Source organism: Acinetobacter sp. 1124_18A (assembly GCF_052824995.1).
On record NZ_VTDF01000002.1, the window covers coordinates 357,350 to 378,666 of the forward strand.

Here is a 21,317-nt window from a genome sequence, read left to right on the forward strand (position 1 = left end):
AATTATTAACCTTTCTATTCAATCTTTTATTTGATCGAATGGAAAACATCACAATAAAATTAGAAAGCTGTAACTATCTAATATAAAGCGAATTTCATGCCATATTTTATGATCAAGAGTAATCCCTATAAAAATATTTAAAATTTACATTTTAATTAGGTACTTAAAACTTCTGGGACTATATAAATAAAAGTAAGTTTTTGCCAAATATTATATTTATATAACTTATGCATCGTTAGCCTATATTGCACAATTAAAAGTCATAAATGTTTCATTCTAGTTCATAAATTTTTTATCATTTAAACAACCAACACTCTCTCAAACCAATAATTTATATCAAAAAAATATAATTTAAAAGAAATGTTACATTATACAATTACATTTCAAAAAGTTCTAAAAAGATACAAAAGTAAAAAGCCAATACATGAACAATCCAATAATGATTATTTTTTATACAAATAATTTTGGAACTTTTAGCCAACATAAAAAAAATTACCAAATGGAAAATTTTTTTAATGGATATAAGACCCTAAACCCCCATCACAAACATAATAAAATCAATATATATCAATATTTTGCATAAACTAAAAAAAGAAAAATATATAGTTGGCACTTGCTTTGCTTAAAGACTTTTCAGCAATATCGCTAACTACAACAAAAAGGGATCAAATCCACGATGAAAAAAAAATACAATGTTCGATCTCAGGTAACCCCCAAGATCGGCAAAACAATTCTTAAATTAAGTACCCTTAGTTTAAGCATGATGTGTCTTACCATGGCGCAAGCAGCAGAAACAGAACAATCAAGCAATGATGATAAACCCGTCAAAGTTGTAAAAGTTGCTGTGACAGGCTCTTCAATCAAGGGAGTTGCAGCTCAAAGCGCTTCACCCATTACCATTGTAAAAGTCGATGAAATTTTAAAACAAGGGGTGACTACAACTGAAGAAGCTTTAGCAAAAATTAGTGCAAACCAATCGAACTTTGTTACCGCCAGCAACGTGGGTGCAAGTAAAACAGCTGGTTCGGCGGCAAACCTGAGAGCCTTAGGTGCCAATAAAACACTTGTTTTACTTAATGGTCGTCGATTAGCTGCAAATGCTTATGATAGCGGCGTCACAAACTTAAATATTATTCCACTCGCCATGTTAGACCGAATCGAGGTTTTAAGAGATGGTGCCTCTTCTATTTATGGAACAGATGCAATTGGCGGGGTAATTAACTTCATTACCAAAAAGCAGTTTACAGGACTTAACCTAACCGCTGGCTATCAAAAACCAGAAGAAAAAGGCGGTGAGCAACAAGACTATAGTATCTTTGGTGGCTTCGGTGACCTAGATGAAAATGGCTATAACGTTTTTGGTGTTGTGGACTATCGCAAAGGCGATGATGTCATGGCCAAAGACCGTAAAGTTAGTCGGCGTGGAGGGATATTACCCGAATTAGGTGTCAATAGAACCAGTAGCGGTTCCTTTCCAGCCAATGTCCCTGGTTTAGGTAATCCATATGCAGCTACAGGGTGTGGTAATGACCCTCTAGTAGCGAGCACCGATGGTGAAACTTGTAGATACAATAGCCAAGCAGTGATTGGAATTGTTCCAAAAACAGAAGACATCTCAGCTATGGGCCGAGCTACTTTTAAACTGAACGATAACTTTAATGCGATTGCAGAATATTTATATGCAAGAAGTGAAGTTACCACTTCAGTTGCACCAGATGTATTTTTTGATCTGACGCTTGACCCTAGTAGTAAATATTATCCAGGAAACGGCATAACTCCAGCATTAGCAGGCGCTACTGGAACTATCCCTCTATATCTGCGTTCACAATCGGGTAATCGTATAAGTAACAGTATTAACCAATCTCATAGATTGTTTGCTGGTATTGAGGGTGAAACTCATGGTTGGGACATTAACTCCGGCGTTACCTATGCACATAGTAGTGCATCGGATGCTATCGTAAGTGGCTATTTAAACTTTGATAAAACACAAGAAGCTTTAAACAATGGTATTTTAAACCCATTCGGGCCACAAAACCCTGAAGATGCTAATGCATGGAATGAGTTAGGAGTTGAAGGTAAATACTTAAAAGCCAACCTAGATACAACTACCGTTGATTTCACTGCAAGTCGACCTATATTTAAATTACCAGCTGGTGACGTTGGTTTTGCGGTTGGAGCAAGCTATCGTTATGAAGATTGGACTTCAAAAGTCGTTACTGATGTTGCCCGAGTCGCACCTAGTACAGGTGTCGATCCTGATGAACCAGTAAATACTGGTGATCGTAATATTAAATCGGTATTTACCGAATTTCATATCCCACTTCTTAAAACTTTAGAAGCTCAAATTGCCGCTCGTTACGATGACTACAACGATTTTGGTGATACTTTTAATCCCAAATTTGCACTTCGTTGGGAACCTATTAAACAGTTAATGTTCCGTACAACTTATAGTACAGGTTTCAGAGCTCCAACACTTTGGGAAGTGAATGGACCAAATTCAGTAACCAACACAGGTGCGGCATATGACGATCCAGTACTTTGCCCTGGTGGAAAAGTACAACCAGGAGGGCAAAAAGAACGCGATTGTAATATGCAATTCGACAGACAAAATGGAGGTAATAAAACTTTAGATCCAGAAGAATCAAAGTCTTTTACTGCAGGCTTAGTATTTGAACCAATTAAAAACTTAGCCTTTACTCTTGATTACTTCAATATTGAAGTCGACAAGCAAATTGCTACACTTTCGGAAACTGCTATTTTTAATGACCCCGTAAAATATGCAGACAAATTTGTACGTAATCCTGATGGCTCATTAGATTATATTATTACAACACAACAAAATTTAGGTGGAATTAAAACTTCAGGTTTCGACGTTGGCTTAAGTTGGGTTTCTCCAATGACTGCTACAGGTCGTTTCGGTTTCAACATTGATGGTACATATATAACAGACTACAAATACCAAGCCGAGCCAAATGGAGAATGGATAGGTGTTGCTGGGTCATATAGCGGCTTAGACTATCAATCTATTATTCTGCGATGGAAACATACCGCAAACCTAAATTGGAATTATGAAAACTGGGCTTTAAATCTGCAACAAAACTTCTCTCGTGGGTACCAAGATCAAAACTCTAATGACCAAAACCATAGAGTCAGCGACTATACAACATACAATATTTCAGGCACTTATAAAGGCTTTAAAAATCTAGAAGTGACTGCTGGTATTAAAAATATTTTTGATGAAGACCCTCCTGCTTCTAATGTAATTGATAACTTTCAAATGGGATATGACCCACGTTACGCAGATCCTTTAGGCCGTACCTACTTTGTCCGAGGTACATATAAGTTCTAAATGGTTGTTCTGCAAACATGACTTTAAACATCGTGTTTGCAGACCGAATACTCACCCTTAGTCAAACATTAATTTAAGAATTGTTTGTCTCAAGTTTCAGGAGTAACTATGGGCATGACTTTTACAGACATAGAAAATAAATCTGCAAAGCGCCTTATTGGTATTGCCGCAGTACTTTTTCTGCATCTTCTTGTTGCCTATATTCTGATGTCAGGTTTAGCAAACAATATTCAAAAACCAGCAGAAAAACCTGTGGAATTACAAATTATTCAGGATATTAAGCCGCCGCCTCCTCCTCCTCCAAAACCAGAGGAGCCAAAACCCAAGGAAAAACCGCCAGAACCACCAAAAATGGTAGAAAAAGTTGCCAAGGTTCCTGAGCCAGTGAAACAGGTCGAAAAAGTGACGCCTGTACAAAAAACAACTCCAGTAACTCAAGCAACTAAAGTAGCTACCCCAGCTCCTGCTGCACCTAGTACCCCATCACCAAGCCCCGTTGCTGCACCTGCTCCAGTGGCTGCTGCACCGGCACCAAAACCAGTGGGTGTAAGCCGTGGTGTTTCTGAGGGTTCTGCTGGCTGTAAAGACCCTGGCTATCCACGAGAAGCAGAAATGAGTGGTGAACAAGGCACTGTCCGCATCCGCGTTTTGGTTGATACCAATGGCAGCGTTATCGAAGCAAAAGTAAAGAAATCGAGTGGCAGCAGAATCTTAGATAAAGCAGCAATCAAAGCATACAGCCTATGCACATTTAAACCTGCAATGAAAGATGGTGTACCTCAGCAAGATTGGTATGAAATCGAATACCCATTCACCATTGAGTAATCAATTAGATTAAACAAATTCAGTCAAAATTTTGGAGATAATATGATGAAAAAATCAACTCAACCAATCGTACGTTTCGCTTCTGCAAGTTTAATCGCAGCATGTTCATTGCTTCCATTAAGTACAGTTTTTGCCGAAGAAACGAATAATGCTCCTGTTGCAACAGCAACCACTGAAGCAACTTCAAATACAAATACTCCAACTCCACCACCAAAACCAGCAACAAGCGAAACTGTTAAAAATCCTTATGGTCTAGAAGCGCTTTGGCGTGAGGGAGATTTAGTCGCTAAATCTACCTTATTTATATTAGTACTCATGTCTATTGGTACGTGGTACATCATTGTCTCTAAATTCTTACAACAAGCTAAAGTAAAACGCCAAGGCAAAGAGGCAGAGAAAAGTTTTTGGGAAGCAACTTCACTAGATAATGCAGCTGATAATTTAGAGCAAAGTAGCGCATATCGATTTATTGCAGAAAAAGGCATTAACTCAACCAAATCGCACGGCGGTTCTTTACTTGAACGAATCGATTTTAATACATGGGTGAGTATTTCAATCCAACGTGCAATTGAAAAAATACAAAATCACTTAGGTGGCGGCTTAGCCTTTTTGGCAACAGTTGGATCTACGGCACCATTTGTTGGTCTTTTTGGTACGGTTTGGGGAATTTATCATGCATTAACAGCGATCGGAATTTCAGGTCAGGCATCTATTGATAAAGTTGCTGGTCCTGTCGGTGAAGCTTTAATTATGACAGCTATTGGTCTGGCAGTCGCAGTACCTGCTGTACTTGGTTACAACTGGCTGACTCGCCGTAATAAAGCTGTTATGGAAAATGTTCGTTCGTTTGGTTCAGATTTACACGCAGTTTTATTAAGCGGAGAAATTAATACCAATAATTCGGTTAACCGCAGCATTAAATAACGAGGAGCAAACGTTATGGGTATGAGTGTTGGTTCTGAAGATGACGATGAAATGATTGGTGCAATTAATACGACGCCTCTGGTTGATGTCATGTTGGTTTTACTTATTATTTTTCTAATTACAATTCCGGTAGTTACACATACGGTTCCAGTGAAACTACCAGAAGAAAAAAATACTCCATATGCCACTACACCTGAAAATATTCAACTTTCTGTGAACAAGAAAGGAGATATTTTCTGGAATGAAAGCTATGTGCCTAATAAAGAAATATTGCTATCGAAGCTTCAAGCAGTTGCGCAAAAAAGGCCTCAGCCAGAAGTTCATATTCGTGGAGATCAGCTTACTCATTTTGACGCAATAGATCAGGTCATTAGTACGACCAAACAAGCTGGTATTGGCAAAATTGCATTTGTTACTACCCCTCCAGCCTCCCAGTAATTATTTTAAGGAGAATTTTATGGGTATGAATGTCGGTTCAAATAATGATGACGATGTAATGTTAGAGGTCAACATGACACCTCTTATTGATGTCATGTTGGTACTTATTATTATGTTCATTATTACCATTCCTGCACCAAACAACGCGATTAATATTAATTTGCCAAACGGCACACCGCCACCAACCAATGAAAAGCCACCTGAAGTAATTGATGTGAAAATTGACGCAGCAGGTAAAGTGTTTTGGAATAACCAGCAGGTTTCTGACCGCACAGCACTAGAGACTTTATTTCAAGGTGTGGTTGCCAAAAAAGATCAAGATCAGATCAAACTTAAACCAGATCAAATGGCTGAATATAAAAATGTAGCTATGGTCATGGCTACAGCGCAGCGCTTAGGTGTTACCAAAATTGGAATTGTGAGTAATAATTAAGTCATACATTTAATTTATTCTTTCAAATAAAAAAAGCCTCCGAAGAGGCTTTTTTTATGACAGGCTGAAATTAGTCACCTGTATAACCTTTTAACTTTAAACGAGCAGCATGAAGTAATGGCTCAGTATAACCTGAAGGCTGTTCACACCCTTTGAAGATAAGGTCAGAAGCTGCTTGGAAAGCAATGTTGGTTTCAAAGTTAGCAGCCATTGGTTTATACAATGGGTCATTCGCATTTTGCTCATCAACAATTTTTGCCATGCGTTTAAGCACTTCTTCAACTTGTTCACGAGTCACAATACCGTGACGTAACCAGTTTGCTACGTGTTGAGAAGAAATACGTAATGTTGCACGGTCTTCCATTAAACCTACGTTATTAATATCAGGAACTTTCGAACAACCTACACCTAAGTCAACCCAACGAACAACGTAACCTAAAATACCTTGGCAGTTATTTTCAAGCTCATTGTTGATTTCTTCTGCTGACCAGTTTGTTTCTGGTGCAAACGGAGGAGTCAACAAGTCATCTAATGACAACATTTCTTCAGTTTTCAACTGATCTTGACGTGCTTTAACATTCACTTGATGGTAATGCATCGCATGAAGTACTGCACCCGCTGGAGATGGAACCCAAGCACATGAAGCACCCGCATTTGGATGTGCAGCTTTAGTTGCCAACATATCTTTCATGCTATCTGGTTTTGGCCACATGCCTTTACCAATTTGTGCTTTACCTTGTAAACCAGTCTTCAAACCAATTGCAACGTTACGGTTTTCGTAAGCAGCAATCCATTTTTGTGTTTTTACAGCTTCTTTACGAACAACTGGTGCAGCTTCCATTGACGTATGAATTTCATCGCCAGTACGGTCCATGAAACCAGTATTAATAAAGATAGTACGGTCTTTTGCAGCAGCGATACAGTTTTTCAAGTTTACAGATGTACGACGTTCTTCATCCATAATACCGATTTTTAATGACTTCGCTGGTAATCCAATCGCCTGTTCAGCACGTTCAAATAACTCTACAGCAAACGCAACTTCTTCTGGACCATGCATTTTTGGTTTAACAATATACATAGAGCCTTTGCGAGAGTTCTTGTTTTCGTTTTCACTACGAATGTCCGCAACTGACAACAATGGTGTTACCAATGCATCCATAATTCCTTCGAAAATTTCTTCACCATCTACCAAAATAGCTGGGTTAGTCATTAAATGACCTACGTTACGAAGTAACATAAGTGAACGACCATGAAGTTTTGTTGTACCACCAATTAAGTTTTTAATTTCGCGGTCTTTATTTAAATCACGAACAATCGTTTTACCATTTTTCTCGATAGATTCTTGAAGCGTACCCTTCATTAAACCTAACCAGTTACGGTAGCCTTCAACTTTTTCTTCAGCATCTACCGCAGCAACAGAATCTTCTAAATCCTGAATGGTGGTTACAGCTGCTTCAAATGTTAAGTCTTTAACACCAGCTAAATCAGTTTGACCAATTGGGCTAGTCGCATCAATTTCGATAATGACATGAAGGCCATTACTTAGAAGTACAACTTCTGTAGGATTCGCTTCTTCACCGTTGAAACCAACGAACTGAGCTTCATGAGCTAAACCTGTTTTTGAACCATCTTTCAGAGTTACAACAAGTTTATTTTGCTCAATCGCATATTTTGTTGCATCTGCATGCGAACCTTGCGCAAGTGGGAAAACTTCATTTAAGAAATTTTTAGCGAACTCGATAACTTTTGCACCACGTACAGGATTATATCCTTTACCTTTTTCAGCCCCGCCTTCTTCAGAAATTACATCGAAGCCGTAAAGTGCATCATATAAAGAACCCCAACGAGCATTTGCTGCATTTAAGCTATAACGTGCATTACGTACAGGCACAACTAACTGCGGTCCTGCCAATAATGCGATTTCTTCATCAACATTTTCAGTTGTAATTTGAAAATCTTCAACTTCTGGCAATAAATAACCAATTTCAGTTAAGAACGCCTTATAAGCACCTAGTTCAAATTTGTTGTTACGGTGCCATTCATCAATTTTTGCTTGTAATTCATCACGCTTAGCCAATAATGCTTTATTTTTTGGGCTAAGATCGACAACAACTTGCTCAAAGTTCTTCCAGTAAGTTTCACTATCTAAACCAGAACCTGGTAAAGCTTCATTTTCGATAAAATCGTAAAGTTCTTTAGCAATCGCTAACTTGCCTTTTTGAATACGTGCAGTCATTGTCTTTCCTGAAGTTGCTACTTTTTATACCAAGAGAATCCTAGTATACCGATTTAAATTAAGCTGAATACTAATATCACATTCCTAAATAGTAAGCATTTTCCCTTGTAAAACTATTGACAAAGATAAATTTATCTGCATAGGAAATATTAAAATTCTAACTAGGATTCCCAACAATTTATTCAATATTTAAAGATACTGAAACTAGACTTTTTGTTAACAGACAAAAAATTTCACTATCTTATTTTTCTAAAGCGTATTTAGTTATATCAAACTTTGCAGCTTGAAAAAGCACTATTTAACGAAATTTATCTATTTTTGTTGTAAAAAAAAGCGCCCTATATAGAGCGCTTTTCATATCTATTTTTTATGCGTTTTTAGCTTCATCAATATGGCGATGTTCTGAATGCAAATATTCATCAGATTGCATTTCTAATAAACGCGAACGAGTACGCTCAATTTCAAATGCTAACTTTTCACCTTGATAAATATCAATAATACTATCTTGAGAAGTTAAAAGTAATTTTACTCCACGGTCATAAAACTCATCGACTAGATAAATAAAACGACGTGTGCCTTCAGACAAGAAATCTGTTAAATGAGGAACATTACTCACCAGAACCGTATTATAGATATTTGCAATTTCAATAAAATCTGCTGGGCTACGTGGTTTAAAGCAGAGTTCAGAAAACTCACACCACAACACATCTTCTGTATGCCCTAGAGTCTCAACAATACGATTATTGATAACAATAGGCTCTTGAGAATGAGCTTGTGTATGAGTTAATGCACTGAAACGTTCAGACATCCAGTTTTGGACTTCATTACTTAATGGTGATTTAAATAATTGAGCTTGTTTTAATACGCGTAAACGATAATCCACACCTGCATCTACATTTAAAATAGAGCAGTTCTTTTTAACCATTTCAATTGTTGGCAAGAAACGGTCACGATGAATACCATTTTTATATAAGCCGTCTGGTGCAATGTTTGATGTTGCAATTAATGTCACGCCACGAACAAACAATTTTTGAAATAAATCACTTAGAATCATTGCATCTGTTACGTTTGACACAAAGAACTCATCAAAACAAATAACGACTGCATCTTTATAAATTTGGTCAGCCACAATTTCAAGTGGATTACGTTGGCCTGAAAGCTTATTTAGCTCTTTATGAACATGTTGCATGAAATGATGAAAATGCATACGTGTTTTACGGCGAAACGGCACTGACTCATAAAATTGATCCATAAGCCAAGTTTTTCCACGACCTACTCCACCCCACATATAAACACCGTTAGGTGAAGTTTGGCGGCGAAAACGACGGAAAGCTTTTTTAGAGGCTTTATAACGGTTTAAAAGTTCTTTCCATACGCGATCTAATTCTTGCACTGCCTGTGCTTGCGCTTCATCTGCCATAAACTGGCCTGAAGCTAAAGCCTCAGCATAGCGTTCTGCTGGGGAAGAAGGTGAGAATGCAGTACTATGAGAAGATTTTAAATTTAACATATCGTTTTATTTCAATTTTAACTGATAGGAGTATAGCGAACATTTTGTTCAACCACATTAGCTTTTAGCATCAAGAATTACGACGATGACTCTTTGCCATATTGTCGAGGACTCTGTCCAAACCATCGTTTAAATGCATGATTAAATGCCGCTGGTTCAGAATAACCGAGCAATTCGGCAATAACCTCTATTGAGTATTCTCTATATTCCATAAGCTTTAATGCCTTATTCTTGATAATTTGTTCACGAATTTGCTTATAACTCGTATTTAACTGTTGCAGTTGATGCCTTAATGTCCTTTCAGGCATTTTCAATGCAAAAGCTGTTTCCGCCATGCTCGGGATAATTCCTTGTTGCAACTCAAGATAATCTTGCACACATTGTATGATATGTGGAGTTTGGTGATCTTGTTGATTTAATCTTGTTATTTCTGTAATACATTTTGATTCATAAATACGATGTGTAATGATATCCGCAGAAGGGATTTTGATTTCAAGCACATCCTTACTTAGGCTAAATGCCGCATATTTACCATTAAAATGTACATCATCGCCATAGTATGCAAAATAGCGAGATAAAGTATCCGAGTCAGTTGGTTTCTCAAATGGAAGTTCTATACGCATAGCTGGCATTTGCAATCCCATCATCGTATAAATATCTTGAATAAATTTATAAGTTCCTGAAACTTCACATTGTGCCCGTAACTGACCCACTTGGGTTTTCAAATCAACAGGCAAATAATTTAAGATGGTGCGCTCATCCGTTTCACAAAGCCCTAAAGCACCAAATAAATGAGTAAGTCTTTGATATTTTATTCCTTTACTTAATGCAGTTTGGACATCACTACTCGTTACAAGTAACATAAGTAATGGTCCGTAACCAGCTAAAGCATAATGCTGTCCAATAAATAAACCCTTTTCAGGCTCAACATTTTCACTAATAATTTGTTGAATATCCCATTCTAGGCGATCATGAATTGTCGAACTTGGATCTAAAGCATCAATCTTAATTCCTATACCAGCCAAACGTGAGTCGACATCGATGCCTGCATTGCGCATTCCTTGAATTAAATACATTAAACCAAGTATCGACCGTTTCATTCTTCTATCAATTTTCCTAGACTCAAATGTTTTACTATAAAGAAGAAAGAAAATTAATTGCCGAATCTATCAATTTTCACGTCGATCCAATCATGTTTAAACTGATCAAAAAACGTTAGTCTTGCATGCAATCCTCTTTTCAGCTTATGCAGGGTTTCCAATGCTAAACGCAAAGCAAGATATTATTCAAAAAACTAAAATCGCTATTATTGGTGCTGGATTTGGTGGCCTAGCAATGGCTATCCGTTTACTGCAAAATCAACAGCAAGACTTTGTTATTTTAGAAAAATCGAATGATGTTGGTGGAACTTGGCGAGAAAATCGCTATCCAGGCGCAGCATGTGATGTTCAATCTCATATGTACTCCCTCTCTTTTGCACCCAAAACTGACTGGTCAAAACGCTATGCTGAAGCACCAGAGATTTTTCAATATATTCAAGATATTACAGAAAAACATAAGATTAAAAATTACTGTAAGTTTAACCATGATGTAACTCATGTCCAATATGATGAAATGCGTCACGTGTGGACTCTTGATTTTAAAAACCAGCCTTCGATTGAAGCTCAATTTGTAGTTTTTGCATCAGGCCCCCTACACATCCCACAAATCCCTCATATTCAGGGTATCGAAAAATTCAAAGGAAAAGTTTTTCACTCTTCACAGTGGGAGCATGACTATAACCTAACTGGTAAATCAGTCGCTTCTATTGGTACGGGTGGTAGTGCAATTCAATATATTCCAGAAATAGCCGGAGATGTTAAGCAACTCTATGTATTTCAAAGAACAGCAGCATGGGTAATACCACGAGATGAACGCAAATACTCGGGGTTGAGTAAAGCATTATTCAAATCTTCTAATCTTTATCGCCAAATTCATCGTAGTCGTCTTTACTGGAGTAATGAGTCGCGCGTTGTACCCATTGTTCAACCCCAAATTATGAAATATGGTCAAAAATTGGCAGAAGCTTTCATTCGCTTCCAAGTGAAAGATAAAGAAGTAGCAAAAAAACTCACACCAGACTTTGTGATGGGATGTAAACGTATTCTTATTTCAAATAAATACTTCCCTACATTTAACCGTAAAAATGTTGAGCTCGTGACGAATGGTATTCAAGAAATTAAAGAAAATAGTATTGTTCCGAAAGATGGCAAAGAACGACCTATTGATTGTTTAATTTACGGCACAGGTTTTATTACTGACCCACGTATTTACTTGAAACATTTCACTTGTATTGGACGTAATCAAGTCGAGTTAAAACAGGCGTGGAAAGATGGTGCAGAAAGTTATTATGGCATTATGACTAAAAACTTTCCCAATCTCTTCCAATTAGTCGGGCCTAATACAGTATTAGGTCATAATTCGGTTATTTTTATGATTGAATCTCAAGTAAATTACATTTTACAACTCATTCAACTCGTAGAAAAGTCTGGGCAAAAAGCAATTGAGATCAAACCAGAAGTTCAAAATGCTTTTAACGAGCGGGTTCAAACTCAACTTCAAGGGACTGTGTGGCAAGCTGGAGGTTGTAGTAGCTGGTATCAATCTGCCGAAGGAAAAAACTTTTCGCTATGGCCAACATATACGTGGAAGTACTGGTTAGAAACGCGCAAAGTTAATCCTAAAGATTACATACTATTAAATAAAAGTGCACAGAGCTATGCAGCTTAAAATGTTCAAGACATAATAGGTGGGTTAAAAACAATCCACCTATTATTATATGCAATCTTTTTATCTCATCATTCAAATTTTTTTAGCACTTGCTTCCGGCTATTTTCTAGCACCTAAACTATCTTTAAATATCCAAAAGTTTATATTTAAAATACTGCCCTATTTTTCTTATATTCTCTTAGCAAGTGTCGCTTTAGAGTTAACACTGGCACTTGATCAAATTGAGAATCCTTCTGCCATAGTTCCACCAGCTATAATCATTGCACTTACCACCTCTTTTGGTTCTTTTTTTACATGTTTATTGGCTTATACAATTTTTGATAAACAAAGTGTAAAAGGAAAAATCTCACTTCAACTCTTTGTAAATGCTCTAAAGAATATTGCAAAAGCCTTTCTCGCCTTAGGCGTCGGTGTTCTATTAGGAGCTATTGCCACTCAATTCAATTCACATATGGCCTTTAATAGTTGGTATTTATTATTACTATTTATTTTCTTAATTGGTATTGAACTAGCATTCACCCATTTTAACCGTACGTGGTTAAGCTGGAAAATTTTAATTGTACCTTTAGCTGCATTTATCGGGTCATGTATCGCAGGCTTCATCAACTACTTTTTGCTTAAAAAACATTTTGCACCTAATGAGACGTTAGCATTAGCACAAGGTTATGGCTGGTACTCAATGTCAGGTATCTTATTTACGCAATTGCGCTCGGCAGAACTAGGTGGTATCGCCTTATTAACTGATTTATTTAGAGAAATTGTTGCTATATTTTTAATGTATACAATGGGATGGCGCTTTCCACGTCCTGCTATCTCAAGTGCTGGCGCAACATCAATGGATGTTACATTAGCTATGGTAAAACAGTCATGTGGCACACATTATGTACCACATGCCATGATGAGCGGCTTATTATTAAGCCTACTCGCCCCCACTATTAATTAGCTTATTCCTAAATTTTTAAGCAATTGAACCAAGAATAGACTTCAACATTTCTGTTGGATTTTCAGCTTTAGTAATCGGTCGACCAATGACCAAATGTGTAGAGCCATCAAGCATAGCTTGCTTAGGAGTCACAATACGTTTTTGGTCATCCGCATTTGACCCTTCTGGGCGAATACCTGGTGTTACTAAAGAGAAGTCTTGTCCAATCAATTCACGAAGAATTTTAGCTTCTTGTGCGGAACAAACCACACCATCCAAGCCACTTTCTTTAGTGAGTTTAGCTAAGCGCTTTACATGCTCCACTGGTTCAACATCTAAACCAATATCTTTTAAATCTTCACGTCCCATTGACGTCAACACAGTGACCGCAATCAACTGAGTTTGATAGTTGCCTGCTTTTAAACGCTCTACACAAGTTTCCATCATTTTACGGCCACCTGAAGCATGGACGTTGACCATCCACACTCCTAAATCAGCTGCTGCACAAACAGCCTGAGCGGTAGTATTTGGAATATCATGAAATTTAAGATCAAGAAAAACTTCAAAATTTTGTTCTTGAAGTTTTTTTACAACAGATGGACCTTCATGAGTAAAAAGCTCTTTACCCACTTTTACACGGCATAAAGTAGGATCAAGTTGTTCAACAATTTTTAAAGCGTCATATTGGCTTTTTGCATCTAACGCAACAATGATACTCAAGAGACTTTCTTCCATCACATAAAATCAGCATCATTATAATAGACAAGTCATCAAGTAATAAAGGAATGTATAAGGAAGGCTTTTAAATTTAGAGACAATAATGCCATGGGGACTGATTTTTAGAAAAATAAAAGAAGAAAATGCAAATAAATTAAGAAATATACTACTCTTTACTCGTGAATAAAGAGTAGTGTTCGAATTATAACGGAGTAGAATTTTTATCTTGGGGATAAGCATCTAAAACGGTTTTTTCATGTCTTACATTTGCAGCGGCTTCTGCTGCTGCCAATTGAGCAGTTTGAATCTGTTCTTTTCTCAAATAGTCGATATCTTTACGAAGACGTTTAATTTCCCAGCTTTTTTGAAACACTCTGAAAACTTGCACACCTAATAAAAGACCAACTACCGTTCCAAGTACTAATGTGAGTAGCAATAATAAGCCTAATCGCATAGCTGGAACTTGGGTAAATAGCAAATCAACAGAAAGCTCTGTTGGATTTTGCAATACTAGTGCTAAAGAATAACCAAATACAACAATGAGCAATGCAATTAAAATATAACGCATAGACACCCCGCTTATAAATTTTTTATTTATTTCCCGGATTCATTGACTGCATCACGCAGTGCTTTACCGGGTTTGAAATGTGGAACAGCTTTAGCTGCCACTTCTACTGATCTTCCTGTTTTAGGATTGCGACCAACTCTTGGATCACGGTGGTGTAAAGCAAAGCTACCAAAACCACGGATTTCAATTCGATTATCAGTTGATAGTGCTTCTATCATTTGATCAATCATAATTTTAACCGCTTCTTCCACCAAAGGTTCAGCTAAGTGTGGGTTTTTTAGCGCAATGCGTTCAATTAAATCAGACTTATTAAGAGCTTCAGTAGTCATCTACGACCTCGTTATTTATTGCTACTCTATGTCGTCTGATAATAACCTGTTTAAATACAAAACGGTAGCGCAGTATGTTGAATACTAGGCTACCGTTTACAGTAATTTGTATAAAAAGTACAATTCCGTTACATGAAACTGTACTTTGTTAACCTATTACTTCATTTGTGCTTTGATCAAGTCACCAATAGTCTTAGGACCATTTTCTTGACTTGTTGTTGTTGTACGTAAAGTAGCAACTGCTTCTTTCTCTTCAGCTTCGTCTTTTGCTTTAACAGACAAGTTGATAGAGCGAGATTTACGATCAACGTTGATGATTTTCGCTTCAACTTCTTGACCAACTTCTAAGAATTTAGTTGCATCTTCAACGCGGTCACGGTTGATTTCAGAAGCTTTAAGAGTAGCTTCTACTTCGTCAGCTAACTTAACAGTTGCGCCACGAGCATCAACTGCAGTTACAGTACCTTTAACTAAAGTACCACGTTCGTTAGCAGCTAAGAAATCATTGAACGGATCGCTGTTCAATTGCTTGATACCAAGGCTGATACGGTTACCTTCAGCGTCTACAGACAAGATAACAGCTTCAACAGTGTCACCTTTCTTGTAACGACGAATAGCTTCTTCGCCTTGCTCGTTCCAAGAAATATCAGACAAGTGTACTAAACCGTCAATACCGCCATTCAAGCCAATGAAGATACCAAAGTCAGTGATAGACTTGATAGTACCAGATACTTTTTCGCCTTTCTCATGAGCTTTAGCAAACTCTTCCCATGGGTTAGCACGAGTTTGTTTGATACCAAGGCTGATACGACGACGTTCTTCGTCAACTTCAAGAACCATAACATCAACTTCATCACCAATCTGAACAACTTTAGATGGGTGGATGTTTTTGTTAGTGTGGTCCATTTCAGAAACGTGAACTAAACCTTCAACGCCTTCAGCGATTTCAGCGAAACAACCGTAGTCAGTTAAGTTAGTTACACGAGCTTTAACGATAGAACCTTTAGGGTAACGGTTCATGATCGCTAACCATGGATCTTCGCCTAATTGCTTAAGGCCTAAAGATACGCGGTTACGCTCACGGTCAAATTTAAGTACTTTAACAGTAACTTCTTGACCAACTTCAACAACTTCTGAAGGGTGCTTGATACGTTTCCAAGCCATATCCGTGATATGGAGAAGACCATCAATACCGCCAAGATCAACGAATGCGCCGTAATCAGTAAGGTTCTTGATTGTACCTGTAACTGTTTGACCTTCTTCAAGTTGAGCAAGTAATGCTTCACGGTCAGCAGAAGATTCTGCTTCCATAACAGCACGACGAGATACAACAACATTATTACGTTTAGCATCAAGTTTGATTACTTTAAACTCTAACTCTTTACCTTCAAGGTGAGTAGTGTCACGGATAGGACGAGTGTCAACTAATGAACCTGGTAAGAATGCACGAACAGGACCGATGTCAACAGTGAAACCGCCTTTAACTTTACCAGAGATAACACCAGTAACGATTTCGCCATCTTCAAAGATTTTTTCAAGTTTAGTCCAAGTTTCAGCACGCTTAGCTTTTTCACGTGATAAAACTGTTTGACCCATACCGTTGTCAAGAGCTTCAACAACTACGTCAACAGTATCACCAACCTGAACTTCAAGTTCACGTTGTTCATTTAAAAATTCAGCACGGTCAACAATGCCTTCAGACTTTAGGCCAGTGTCAACAGTTACCCAGTCGCTATCGATGTTTACAACAACACCTTGGATGACTGCACCCTTTTCAACGTTGAGGTTTAATTCACTTTCTTCAAAGAGGGCTGCAAAAGATTCGGTCATGATATACCTGATAAATTCCGCGGTCTTGGATCAGACAAGGCCGGTTTAGTTAAGTATCAACATAGTCTTTATAGACTGATCAAGCTATGCGTCAACTGATAATTCTATTTGCTAAATGGTACGGCTATTGACATACTCAACCATTAACTTAAATACTTGATCGATCGTTAATTCCGAACTATCAATGATATAAGCGTCTTTGGCTGGCTTGAGTGGAGCAACTTCCCGCTCCATATCTCTTTTGTCGCGCGCCTGTATATTAGCTAAAATGTCGTTTATTTTAGCATCTAGGCCCATGCCCTGCAACTGTTTTACTCTTCGCTCGGCACGCGACTCAGCTGAAGCCGTTAGATAAATTTTCGCATTTGCTTCTGGGAAAATAGCTGTTGCCATATCACGGCCATCTGCAACTAAGCCAGGATTTTGTGCGAAAGCTCTTTGTCGCTCAAATAATGCTTGCCTAAGCTCTGGAATTGCTGCAACTTTCGATGCATATTCACCAACGCGTTCTGTACGAATTGTTTGAGATACATCTTCACCATCTAGAAAAACTAGAATGCCTGCTGCGGAAGTTTCAAATTTAATATCTAGTTGACGTGCATATTGAATGCATTCATCGAGCTGACTGTCTAATTTCTCTAATAAATCGTGTTTATGTAATGACAACCCTAATAAACGATATAAGGCACCAGAATCGAGTAAATGATATTGATAATGTGCTGCAAGTTTTGCAGCCAATGTTCCTTTACCCGAACCACTCGGACCATCAATAGTAATAATTTGAACTGTCATTGAACTCTCACTAAGAAGCAATTGCTTTAGCTAATCTCGAAAAGCCTAGTGTAATGGCTAGTTTTAGCTGTGCAAGGATTAATTTACTTACCACAGGAGCTTTTGCCGTTAGCTCGATGCGGTATGTAACTAAAGTTATATATGGGGTAATTTCAGAAAACTCGATTCGACCTAAATGATGTTTAATCAAAGGATTGTCTATTAATTTATATTCAATACTTTTATTTTCTTCAAGCAATGTAATTTCTTCTTTAAGGGGCTTGATTGGGCCAAACCCCTTAAAGAAGAACTGAACCCAAACCATCAGGTCTTTTAGAATCTGCCGAATCTTTCACCCGTACAACTTGTAAAGGTGCAAAAGCAGTATTATAAGTTGCATGTTTAGATAGCAAGTTAAATACATCACTAAGAGGAGCATTAAATTCTTTTTTTACGGTAATTACATTACGCATTGAATATTCCTTATTAAAAAAATCATGGCAGTAAAATCGCGTTAGTTTGCCATAAGCTCGTGTTACTTTTTAATCATTTAAGGACGTTTTCTGTTGTTTTTCTTGTTTCTTTTGCTCGCGTCTTTGTTTAAAAAAATGACTGAGTTGTTGGGCACATTTTTCTTGTAAACAACCTTGTTCAAAGGTAAATCTGTGATTGTAATAACCATGTTGCAGTAACTGACGAGCACTTACTAATGAACCTGCTTTAGGTTCTGTTGTACCAAAAACTATATGTTTGATTCTTGCATGTACTAATGCGCCTACACACATTGTGCATGGTTCAAGAGTGACATATAAAGTTGCATCTTCAGGTAACCGATAATTATCTAATGATAAGCATGCTGCACGAATAGCTTGAATTTCTGCATGTGCTGTTGGGTCTAACAAACTAATGGGAGCATTATAACCCGATCCAATCACTTGATTTTGGCTCACTACAACCGCACCAACTGGGATTTCCCCCTGTTGAGCGGCTAATTCAGCTTGCTCGTAAGCAAGCTGCATCCAATATTCATCACTATATTCAGTCATGTATTTCAGGTGATCACACCATGTTGTCTAAGCAAAGCATTCCAGCTATCTATTGAAGTCACTGGCGGACAATCAGCTAATATGCCTCTTAAGCTTAGGTCTTCACATGGTTTCCATTCTGGTGATAAGTCTTTATCAACCAAGCGCGCACGAACACCTTCTACAAAGTCAGGATGACGAATTTTCCACTCAGAAATCTGAGCTTCTAGATCAAAGACTTCGTCCCAAGAATGTATTTGTTTACCCCATTGCCACAACAACCAAGTAATAGCAGCAGTACTAGGAGATCCTTTCTGTAAGTTCTCACTCGCTTGACGCAACCAATCACTGCTCGCATCACGCAAACTCACAATAGCTTGATAATCTTGTTCAAAATTAAAGCCACGACAAACGCTATGAATCACGTCTAGCGAGTTTTGTAATGGACCTGCCGCAACCGGACGATGCAGACTATTTAAAGTATCATCAATTGCGCGGAAATCCCCAGCAGGATAATGAGCCCAATTAATATTTAAAACTTTCTGCAAAACATTATCACGCTGTGCTTCACAAATATGTGTTGCCCAGCCGATGCTATATGCTCCAGCAGCTGTCATGATAGAACCTGTTAAACCAGTAAACAAACCTACCGGACCACGATCTGCTAGGAAACGACTCGCCCCGACATCTGGATATAAACCAATATTAATCTCAGGCATTGCTAAACGAGAATATGGGGTTACTAGACGGAATGGTGCTGCCATAAACAGACCCAACCCCCCCCCCATAACATAGCCTTCGCCCCAAACAACAACAGGTTTAGCATAATTATGTAAGAGTAAATCTAAAGCATATTCTTGCTGGAAAAACTTATTCGCAGTATCTACTTCTTGATTGATAACAAGTTGACGTAATTTTCTAACGTCACCACCTGCACAAAAAGCTTTCGGCGTAGTTGAATCTAACCAAATTGCTTTAACGCTCTCATCATCACGAAAATCTTCAAATACACGTAATAATGCCGTTACGATTGACTCATCTAAAGCATGCAATGATTTAGGACGATTCAAACGTACTATACGCCAGCCGTTTTTTGCTTCTTCGACCACCAAGTCCGGGTGATAGTTATTTAGATTGGGAGAGTTCATCATGCGTCCAATTGCCAGTCTATGGGCTCAATGCCATGTTGTTTCAAATATTGATTTGTTTTTGAAAACACTTTGCATCCAAAAAAACCACCTCTGTTTGCAGCAAGGGGCGATGGATGTGCAGCGGTTAAAACCAAGTGTTTATCTCTATTTATACGTTGTCCTTTGCGCTGTGCATAAGCACCCCACAAAATAAATACTACATGTTCTCTTTGCTCATTCAGGACATCAATGACTTCATCAGTAAATGCTTCCCAACCTTGCTTTTGATGTGAAGTTGGCTGTCCAGCCTCAACGGTAAGCACGCTGTTCAGTAAAAGCACCCCTTGGTTAGCCCATTTCGTTAAGTCACCATGGCGAGGGGCTGGAATACCCAAATCTGTATGCAATTCATGAAAAATATTACGTAAAGATGGTGGTAATGCAATACCTTTTTGAACAGAGAAACTTAATCCATTTGCTTGATTTGGTCCATGATATGGATCTTGTCCCAAAATAACGACTTTCACCTCAGCCAAGGGTGTCGTATTTAGAGCACTAAAGATTTGTTTACTCGGCGGATATATTATTTTTTGTGCTTGTTTCTCTTGAAATAAGAAATCGCGCAAATTATCCATTTGAGGGCTTAACAAAAAAGGCGCTAAAGATATTTTCCAGCTTTCTTCTAATTGAACTTTACTGAGTTTATCTTGCTGTTGCTCAGTTAATTGCATTAATGTCATCCTAGATCAATTTTCAATTCTACAAATACAGTAATTCGATTTACACTTCGACTTGCAAATCAACTTGAGGATTATTAAATTTCATCCCTTTTTTCAAGTCTTCATACATTTGCGGATTTGCCCACTCTATCTGAATTTGTTCTGAAAAAACAATTCCATCAAGACTTAAAATCCCCATTTGTTCGTTTTGAATATCTTCAATAAAGCTTTGAGCATATCCAGTATCAGTCTCATGAACAATAACTGAATAAACCTCAACATCACCTTCCCCATTTTGAGTGATTGTTGATTGCAAAACTTGCTGAGCTAGATAAAAGAAAATACGAGAGAACTGTTCAGCCGATGGCGAAACAGGTAAAGAAATCCAGCGAGCACTAAAAGTCTGACAAGCATCAATATATTGAGAATCATCTTTTTCCCAAAAACAGATTGCATGATCAAAGCTATCAATAAGGTCTTTTATTACCCCTTTTAAAAGCCCAAAATCATAAACCATTTGTCCATGATCTAATTTCGAAGCTTTAAGCAATAATTCGACTTTATAGCTATGTCCATGAATTGATCGCTTACAACGATCCGATGTACAGTTACGTACAACATGTGCATTTTCAAACTTAAATAACTTACGAATTAACATGTGCCAAATCGATCATTCCTTCTAGGAACATTATTATAAAGCAAAAGACGAAAACTTCGCACCACTTTTCAATTAGAAACAATTAGCGAAAAGTATGATAAGACTTGTGAAGAAATATTGAAGATAAACATATAGAAAATTTATCTTTATTCTATATAGCCATG

18 protein-coding genes and 2 pseudogenes are annotated in these 21,317 nt (G+C 37.7%); 7 read left to right on the forward strand and 13 right to left on the reverse strand.

Annotation, left to right across the window (positions count from 1 at the left end):
- Window positions 1–676 precede the first annotated feature (676 nt).
- From FY048_RS06135 to FY048_RS06155, 5 genes are all read left to right on the forward strand, one after another.
- Window positions 677–3,349, forward strand: a complete 2,673-nt coding sequence (locus FY048_RS06135; protein WP_446090532.1) for a TonB-dependent receptor — start codon at window positions 677–679, stop codon at window positions 3,347–3,349.
- A 108-nt stretch (window positions 3,350–3,457) separates the two neighbouring features.
- On the forward strand, window positions 3,458–4,174 hold the full coding sequence (locus tag FY048_RS06140) for an energy transducer TonB (RefSeq protein WP_446090533.1): 717 nt from the start codon (window positions 3,458–3,460) through the stop codon (window positions 4,172–4,174).
- Between the two features lie 42 nt (window positions 4,175–4,216).
- The gene (locus FY048_RS06145) at window positions 4,217–5,098 is read left to right on the forward strand and encodes a MotA/TolQ/ExbB proton channel family protein (protein WP_446090534.1); all 882 of its coding nucleotides are present in this window, start codon (window positions 4,217–4,219) and stop codon (window positions 5,096–5,098) included.
- A gap of 15 nt (window positions 5,099–5,113) precedes the next feature.
- A complete protein-coding gene (locus tag FY048_RS06150) occupies window positions 5,114–5,536 on the forward strand; it encodes an ExbD/TolR family protein (protein ID WP_446090535.1) in 423 nt (140 codons plus the stop codon).
- A gap of 19 nt (window positions 5,537–5,555) precedes the next feature.
- Window positions 5,556–5,969 carry an ExbD/TolR family protein gene (locus tag FY048_RS06155; protein WP_446090536.1) on the forward strand — a complete coding sequence of 138 codons (414 nt, stop codon included), beginning with the start codon at window positions 5,556–5,558 and terminating at the stop codon, window positions 5,967–5,969.
- Between the two features lie 70 nt (window positions 5,970–6,039).
- On the opposite strand, the gene FY048_RS06160 is transcribed toward FY048_RS06155, so the two are convergent.
- The 3 genes from FY048_RS06160 to FY048_RS06170 all read right to left on the reverse strand — a co-directional run bounded on the left by FY048_RS06160 (window position 6,040) and on the right by FY048_RS06170 (window position 10,815).
- Window positions 6,040–8,205: a malate synthase G gene (locus FY048_RS06160; RefSeq protein ID WP_446090537.1), complete on the reverse strand. Its 2,166-nt coding sequence runs from the start codon at window positions 8,203–8,205 to the stop codon at window positions 6,040–6,042.
- A gap of 367 nt (window positions 8,206–8,572) precedes the next feature.
- Window positions 8,573–9,715: a cell division protein ZapE gene (gene zapE / locus FY048_RS06165; protein WP_446090538.1), complete on the reverse strand. Its 1,143-nt coding sequence runs from the start codon at window positions 9,713–9,715 to the stop codon at window positions 8,573–8,575.
- 77 nt (window positions 9,716–9,792) lie between these two features.
- Window positions 9,793–10,815: an AraC family transcriptional regulator ligand-binding domain-containing protein gene (locus tag FY048_RS06170; RefSeq protein WP_446090539.1), complete on the reverse strand. Its 1,023-nt coding sequence runs from the start codon at window positions 10,813–10,815 to the stop codon at window positions 9,793–9,795.
- Between the two features lie 121 nt (window positions 10,816–10,936).
- Here FY048_RS06170 and FY048_RS06175 point away from each other — a divergent pair, with 121 nt between their 5' ends.
- Together FY048_RS06175 and FY048_RS06180 are read left to right on the forward strand one after the other, a co-directional pair.
- Window positions 10,937–12,484 carry a flavin-containing monooxygenase gene (locus FY048_RS06175; RefSeq protein ID WP_446090540.1) on the forward strand — a complete coding sequence of 516 codons (1,548 nt, stop codon included), beginning with the start codon at window positions 10,937–10,939 and terminating at the stop codon, window positions 12,482–12,484.
- Between the two features lie 49 nt (window positions 12,485–12,533).
- Window positions 12,534–13,446 (forward strand): annotated as a pseudogene (locus tag FY048_RS06180) (lysine exporter LysO family protein).
- Here the strand turns inward: FY048_RS06180 and pyrF are convergent.
- The 10 genes and pseudogenes from pyrF to FY048_RS06230 form a co-directional block, all read right to left on the reverse strand.
- Window positions 13,443–14,141: an orotidine-5'-phosphate decarboxylase gene (gene pyrF / locus FY048_RS06185; protein ID WP_446090541.1), complete on the reverse strand. Its 699-nt coding sequence runs from the start codon at window positions 14,139–14,141 to the stop codon at window positions 13,443–13,445. The pseudogene FY048_RS06180 and the gene pyrF sit on opposite strands and share 4 nt — an antisense overlap.
- A 184-nt stretch (window positions 14,142–14,325) precedes the next feature.
- The gene (locus FY048_RS06190; RefSeq protein WP_016138294.1) at window positions 14,326–14,691 is read right to left on the reverse strand and encodes a lipopolysaccharide assembly protein LapA domain-containing protein; all 366 of its coding nucleotides are present in this window, start codon (window positions 14,689–14,691) and stop codon (window positions 14,326–14,328) included.
- A 26-nt stretch (window positions 14,692–14,717) separates the two neighbouring features.
- Window positions 14,718–15,020: an integration host factor subunit beta gene (locus FY048_RS06195; protein ID WP_003651488.1), complete on the reverse strand. Its 303-nt coding sequence runs from the start codon at window positions 15,018–15,020 to the stop codon at window positions 14,718–14,720.
- A 156-nt stretch (window positions 15,021–15,176) separates the two neighbouring features.
- Entirely contained in the window at window positions 15,177–16,850 is a 1,674-nt protein-coding gene (rpsA, locus tag FY048_RS06200) for a 30S ribosomal protein S1 (protein ID WP_446090542.1), read from the reverse strand.
- Window positions 16,851–16,961: 111 nt separating this feature from the next.
- Complete coding sequence (cmk, locus tag FY048_RS06205) at window positions 16,962–17,642, reverse strand: (d)CMP kinase (RefSeq protein WP_252608350.1); 681 nt, start codon at window positions 17,640–17,642, stop codon at window positions 16,962–16,964.
- Between the two features lie 10 nt (window positions 17,643–17,652).
- A pseudogene (locus FY048_RS06210) lies at window positions 17,653–18,094 on the reverse strand (SRPBCC family protein).
- A gap of 69 nt (window positions 18,095–18,163) precedes the next feature.
- Entirely contained in the window at window positions 18,164–18,667 is a 504-nt protein-coding gene (gene tadA / locus FY048_RS06215) for a tRNA adenosine(34) deaminase TadA (protein ID WP_446090543.1), read from the reverse strand.
- Between the two features lie 5 nt (window positions 18,668–18,672).
- On the reverse strand, window positions 18,673–19,797 hold the full coding sequence (locus tag FY048_RS06220; protein ID WP_080645555.1) for an enoyl-CoA hydratase/isomerase family protein: 1,125 nt from the start codon (window positions 19,795–19,797) through the stop codon (window positions 18,673–18,675).
- Window positions 19,794–20,507 (reverse strand): uracil-DNA glycosylase, encoded by a 714-nt coding sequence (ung, locus tag FY048_RS06225; RefSeq protein WP_016138300.1) that lies wholly within the window; start codon window positions 20,505–20,507, stop codon window positions 19,794–19,796. The genes FY048_RS06220 and ung overlap by 4 nt, the downstream gene beginning before the upstream one ends.
- Window positions 20,508–20,556: 49 nt before the next feature.
- A complete protein-coding gene (locus FY048_RS06230; protein ID WP_003651480.1) occupies window positions 20,557–21,153 on the reverse strand; it encodes a 6-pyruvoyl trahydropterin synthase family protein in 597 nt (198 codons plus the stop codon).
- Between the last annotated feature and the right edge of the window lie 164 nt (window positions 21,154–21,317).

Bases quoted from the DNA above. Each gene is read 5' to 3' on its own strand.
- pyrF (WP_446090541.1), bottom strand. From the start codon at position 14,141: ATGGAAGAAAGTCTCTTGAGTATCATTGTTGCGTTAGATGCAAAAAGC.
- ung (WP_016138300.1), bottom strand. From the start codon at position 20,507: ATGCAATTAACTGAGCAACAGCAAGATAAACTCAGTAAAGTTCAATTA.
- cmk (WP_252608350.1), bottom strand. From the start codon at position 17,642: ATGACAGTTCAAATTATTACTATTGATGGTCCGAGTGGTTCGGGTAAA.
- FY048_RS06195 (WP_003651488.1), bottom strand. From the start codon at position 15,020: ATGACTACTGAAGCTCTTAATAAGTCTGATTTAATTGAACGCATTGCG.
- FY048_RS06190 (WP_016138294.1), bottom strand. From the start codon at position 14,691: ATGCGTTATATTTTAATTGCATTGCTCATTGTTGTATTTGGTTATTCT.
- FY048_RS06160 (WP_446090537.1), bottom strand. From the start codon at position 8,205: ATGACTGCACGTATTCAAAAAGGCAAGTTAGCGATTGCTAAAGAACTT.
- FY048_RS06140 (WP_446090533.1), top strand. From the start codon at position 3,458: ATGGGCATGACTTTTACAGACATAGAAAATAAATCTGCAAAGCGCCTT.
- FY048_RS06135 (WP_446090532.1), top strand. From the start codon at position 677: ATGAAAAAAAAATACAATGTTCGATCTCAGGTAACCCCCAAGATCGGC.
- FY048_RS06150 (WP_446090535.1), top strand. From the start codon at position 5,114: ATGGGTATGAGTGTTGGTTCTGAAGATGACGATGAAATGATTGGTGCA.
- zapE (WP_446090538.1), bottom strand. From the start codon at position 9,715: ATGTTAAATTTAAAATCTTCTCATAGTACTGCATTCTCACCTTCTTCC.
- FY048_RS06170 (WP_446090539.1), bottom strand. From the start codon at position 10,815: ATGAAACGGTCGATACTTGGTTTAATGTATTTAATTCAAGGAATGCGC.
- rpsA (WP_446090542.1), bottom strand. From the start codon at position 16,850: ATGACCGAATCTTTTGCAGCCCTCTTTGAAGAAAGTGAATTAAACCTC.
- FY048_RS06155 (WP_446090536.1), top strand. From the start codon at position 5,556: ATGGGTATGAATGTCGGTTCAAATAATGATGACGATGTAATGTTAGAG.
- FY048_RS06145 (WP_446090534.1), top strand. From the start codon at position 4,217: ATGATGAAAAAATCAACTCAACCAATCGTACGTTTCGCTTCTGCAAGT.
- FY048_RS06230 (WP_003651480.1), bottom strand. From the start codon at position 21,153: ATGTTAATTCGTAAGTTATTTAAGTTTGAAAATGCACATGTTGTACGT.
- FY048_RS06220 (WP_080645555.1), bottom strand. From the start codon at position 19,797: ATGATGAACTCTCCCAATCTAAATAACTATCACCCGGACTTGGTGGTC.
- tadA (WP_446090543.1), bottom strand. From the start codon at position 18,667: ATGACTGAATATAGTGATGAATATTGGATGCAGCTTGCTTACGAGCAA.